The sequence below is a fragment of the Thermogemmatispora sp. genome (genome assembly GCF_019683755.1).
Classification (GTDB): Bacteria; Chloroflexota; Ktedonobacteria; order Ktedonobacterales; family Ktedonobacteraceae; genus Thermogemmatispora.
Map to the genome: position 1 here is coordinate 1 of NZ_JADGHT010000337.1, position 4,943 is coordinate 4,943.

Sequence of the window (4,943 nt, forward strand, 5' to 3'; positions counted from 1 at the left end):
TGATGTAGTCAGCTTTATTGATCCCCCCTACACACTCACCGGCAAAAAGGCCGGGCGCCGGCTCTACCGCTACTCTGAGCTGGATCACGAGGCGCTGTTAGCGCTGGTGAGCTGCCTCGCGGGCGATTTTCTGGTCACGTACGACGACACACCAGAGGTGCGTACTCTGGCCAGACGCCACGGCCTGGCCCTGGCCGCCGTGCCAATGCGCACAACCCATCACAGAAAGCAGATGGAGCTGCTCATCGGGCGTGACCTGCGCTGGTTGGCAATGTCGCAACCATCATAGCGAGAAGGGCCTTGAGAGAGGGACAGCAGTAATGAGCGACGGGGCCAGAGAAGCACCTTTAACCAAGCAGGCCAATCAGATGCTCAGGCCTGCGCGCAAGCTGCGCGGCTGGTAGGCGCTTGAGCTGAGCCTGGCAACTCTTTCCATTTCCGAGCCTGTCAGCAACGAGTCCCTTCTTTATCAGGCCGAAGCCGCTCGTCTGCTCGCTGAGCTTGATCTCTTCGCTCCCAGGGGACCGAATTGGTTCTGACGCTGCACAGCCAGAAACGCTATAATGAGGTGTTCAACTCGCCTAGCTCAGGTTGAAGGAAGGATGACGCAGACAATGGCAGAGTTTCTTGAGGTGCGCACAACCATCGACTCCGAGGAGGGGGCGCGTAAGATCGCTCAGCAGCTTGTTGAGCAGCGTCTAGCCGCCTGCGTACAGATCTCTGGCCCTATTCAGAGCGTCTATTGGTGGCAGGGGACGCTCGAGCAGGCCCAGGAATGGCTCTGCAGTGCCAAGACGCGCGCCGATCTCTATAGCGCTGTTGAGCAAGCCATTCGCACGGCTCACACCTACGAGGAACCAGAAATTATCGCGCTACCGCTGGTGGCCGGCAGCGCTGGCTATCTACGCTGGCTCGAGACGGAGACCCGTTCCACGAGCGGTGACCAGGCTTGAGCTGGTCCGGCGTTTGCCCAGCCCCACGGAAGGCAGCGGCAGGGTGGAGCTGGTCGCTCTCTTCCTGCCGCTTTTTTTGCTGCCTGATGCCACGCCCACCGCAAAAAACAGGGAGCTACTAGCGCGTTTCTGCCCGTCTACTGGCTGGGTGGAGAGTCAGAGGCGAGTTTTGCAGTGAAGAGTGATCAGTCTCTCTTGCTTTTGCCAGTCTCTATAGAGTATAGTAACTCTCATCAATGGGAACACCGGGGCTTTTGGTCTGATCTTCTGCTCAGTTCACTTCAGCAGTGATCTCCCTCTCAGGGAACACTCTTCCGACCTGACCAGACCTGGGAACCCGGCTTCTCCTCTGCTCTTGCCTTCCTTATTTGTTGAGGGTGCTCACTATTTGTTAAGGGTGCTCACTGCATGGGTTGCTGTGAAGTGAGATGCGATGGCTAAGCTTTTTCAGGCGAAGGACAGGAGCCACTTTTATATCGTGGCGGGTAAGAGTCAGGGCACCTTTCAGATAACGCCAGAGGGCCTTTTTCGGCTGGCTAAGTGGGGTATTCCGCTCCCTTCCCCCGGTAGAGAGAGCGATGAGGGCGTTTCTCTTTCGCTGGGGACATTTCGCAAGCTGCGAGATATCGGCTGTCTCTACAGAAAAGGTCTCTCGCTCTCGCCCGCAGCCAGTCTGCCAGGCAGTTCCAGGCAGGACGATGACGACGAAGAGCGCAGCGAGGGCCAAGCAGAGGCCCCCGCGGGGCTACCTCTGCTGCTGATGGTGACAACAGACGATCGGAAAGAGAGCTGGCAGCTCGCTCTTGATCTCTCTGCCCTGGGTGAGGAGACGTGGCAGGAGCTGCAGCAGCTCGCTGGCCCGGCGGCTGACGCTCGTCTGCTGGCTGGCTCGCCAGAGCTAACCAGGGGGCGATCACTCAGGGAGCTGGCATTTTCACCCCTGCTAGTGGTGCCCCCACAGGAAAGCGCATATGAGCTTTGCTGTCAGCTCGCCGATGGGTGCCATCGCCTGCAGACAGTCCCCCCAACACCCGGTCTCGCAGCCGACTGGCAGGGAACACTCTTTTGTGAGGATGAGGAGGAAGCTGAGAAGCTGCCCCGACGCCTGCGTCGCGGCGAGAGCCTGAGGCTCTATCGTGGGAGGCGCCTCTACTGGCTGGTGCGCAGCGAGCTTGCTGTTGAGCAGGGACTGCTTGAGGACTGGCCAGGTCTGCAGCGTCAGGTTGGTCCGTCTTGCTCCGACTGGCAGTTGTGGGAACTGGAGCTGACACCCTCGACCCTGGCCACGAAGGAGGCTGAGGCCCGGCTTGAGCGTTGGCTGAACTATAGCGAACTGAAGTTGCAGCAGCCGAGCTGGTCACTGATGCTGCTCAGTCCGCCCCTGGTGCTCCCGAAGGAGGGGCCCCCTGTATTAGGCTCGCGCTCGCAAGTGCTTGTGGGCTGCAGACCACCCACCGACTTGCTCTCTTCTCAGTCTGGGCGAGCTGGCTCCCTGACCCTGGATCTGCGTCTTAGACAAGAGGGTGGGGGTCCGCCTGTGGAGCAACGGTTTTTGCTGCCCGCGGAGACCAGCATGGTTTACGTGGCCCTGGACGGTCTGGCGCCAGGGAGCTATCAGCTCTGGCAGGAGAGGCAGTCGGGTCGCCTGACCTTCGCTCTTGATCCTTGCGCCGTGGAGGCCGGAACCGGTCCCTTGCCGCCGGAATGGCTGACGGGCTTGCGCTGCACAGCGGTGACCCAGGGCGGTGCCCGCCAGGAGTTCGCCGCGTTCAGCCCGACGGCAGAGGCGGCAGCGGGCGCCGAGAAGCCAGGCCATCTGGTGTTGAAGAGCGCAGAGGAGGGGGCCACACTGGTATGGGAACTGGCCCCGCCGGGCCTGCCGGTCAGCGTCTCCTGGCGCTGGTGCACTGCAGAGGCGCTCTGGCACCAGGGCCAGGCTTTCTCTCCGGTGACCACGGGCGAGAAGCTGACAGACCTCTGGCGACAACAGATCTGGCCAGCGCTCGCCAGGGCCAGCCAGGCCCGTTTGATCCTCGACGGGGGTGCCCTGGGCTGCCTGGAGATCTCACTAGAGCCTGCACCCAGACCGGTCGCTACACCACTACGGCTCAAGACTGCCCATCGCGCGCAGTTGCTCTGGCTGGGCCATTGTCTCACCACCCTGCCAATGGCCGAGCTTGCCCATACGCCAGGGCTGCCGGTCGCTCTGCAGCAGCGGCTGCGCTCTCTGGAGCAGGCTGCCCGCCAGGATGATCCCCCGCTGGCCCTGGCGCTGCGGCGCCTCCTGACCGCTCGCTTGCCGCCCTGGATAGTGGCCCGCCTGATGGCCGTTTTCCAGGAGCACTAGCACGATCATTCGGCATACTCTTTGCTCTGCTCGCCTTGCTGTTCCCTTCGGATCGGAAGGTTTCCACTATGATCAAAGTAGAAAGCTACCAATGGATTGGAATTATTCAAGAAGACAATCTAAAGGAAAATATTGCTTTTCTTACCCCTCTGGCATTTCTCAATGATGAATTCCAGCACTGGGAAGCACTTGTCTGGCAGAAAGCCAAAAACTGCTTTCCCAACGCCGGTAAGGTTGCCTGGCCACGTGGGCCGAGTGGATGGAGACCCGAGCTGCTCTACAGCTTTCGCGTTGAACTGGCCCAGGGTCACGAGGACCGCAAAGATTCACCGACCTACGCACACTACCGGATCGCTGGTTCCCCTCAGCCCTCGCCCGACGGGCTGGCCCAGATCCTCAATTGGAGCACGATCCCAAGGGAGCGGCTCCTTGCCAGGCTGAGCGAACCTTTCATCAGGCCATGCTATACGAAAACCATCTATATCCAGCATGGGCGCCAGCTCTATGGACCAATCCCGCTAGACAGCGAGCGGCTACGCCCTCTCGCCTACAGCAACGACATTACGGAGCAAACGCTGTATGTCAACGTCTGCGAGCTTCCCGACGATGAGCAGGCGATTCTTACCTTCCTGCTTGACAATGGCCGAGAACTGCGTCTTCTGACGATCGAGCCAGCCGCTAGCGAGCAGCGGGACTGGTCTCCTCCAGCTGTCATTATCAAGCAAGTGCTCACGGCCTATCACAAGCAGCCCCTGGTCAAAGACCTCGACGTGGACCAGGTGCGGCGCGTGCTCAAGGCGCTGAAGCACGCCTTCAGTACTCAGCCACCAGACACCTTCCCGCTTTCATCAGAGACCCTCACACGTGCTAAAGCCCTATTGCAAGCTGGCGAGCAGGTCATCAAGGACTGGCAAGAGTTCAGCGACTTTCTGCAACAGCTCCCCGCTGTCCAGCAGCAGCTCGCCGCTATCCGCAAAGCAGCTCACCAACAGGCCTATCAGGAGGCTCAGGAACAGCTCCGCCAGGAGATGGCCGACTTCCGCCGCCAGCAGGAGGAGGCCATCGCTCGCGAGCTTGAGGCCCGCTTTGCTGAGCAGCGCCAGCAGCTCGCCGAGGGTCAGAGGCAGCTCGATACGCTGGTACAATCTCTTAAAGAAGCCTCAGATGAGCTTGAACTATATGAAGATGAAATAATCAATAAAAAGAAAGAGATAGAAGCACAAAAGCTTTTGCTTCAGGAAGAAAAGGCCCAGCTTCAAGCCTTCGAAGCCCATTTCCGACAGCGTCTGGAAGAGCTACGACAGCAACCGCTAGCAGCGCTGAGCCAGGTGCTTGCGAATCACTGGCTCCTGGTGGCCAGCGCCGGTAGAGGCAGCAGTAGAGACACCGGTAGAGACATGGGTACTGGCATAGATACAGGCGCTGCCCACTATCACAGCACCGAGCAGCTCTGGCCAGAGCTGGCCCGGGGCGGGTCGAGCAAGTTCATTACTGATGCTTCTACCCTGCTTAATCTGGCAACCATCCGTCAGGAGGCCCGTCCCAACGGCATCAAGCCGGAAGCTGTGCGTCTCTGTATCATTGCCCTCCTGGCGGGCCTCATTCCCACGCTCAGCGGACCTTACGCCCTCGCCACACTGGAA

The 4,943-nt window shown here is 60.1% G+C and carries 3 protein-coding genes and 1 pseudogene; all 4 read left to right on the forward strand.

Features of this window, described 5'->3' with window-relative positions; genetic code table 11:
* Nucleotides 1-289 (forward strand): annotated as a pseudogene (locus tag IRZ24_RS16660) (DNA adenine methylase); the annotation flags it as partial.
* 325 nt (nt 290-614) lie between these two features.
* Complete coding sequence (gene cutA, locus IRZ24_RS16665) at nt 615-953, forward strand: divalent-cation tolerance protein CutA (protein WP_297166588.1); 339 nt, start codon at nt 615-617, stop codon at nt 951-953.
* A gap of 478 nt (nt 954-1,431) precedes the next feature.
* Nucleotides 1,432-3,300, forward strand: coding sequence for a hypothetical protein (locus IRZ24_RS16670; RefSeq protein WP_297166591.1), 1,869 nt, complete (start codon nt 1,432-1,434; stop codon nt 3,298-3,300).
* A gap of 68 nt (nt 3,301-3,368) precedes the next feature.
* On the forward strand, nt 3,369-4,943 hold a 1,575-nt coding region (locus tag IRZ24_RS16675; RefSeq protein ID WP_297166594.1), incomplete at its 3' end, for a hypothetical protein.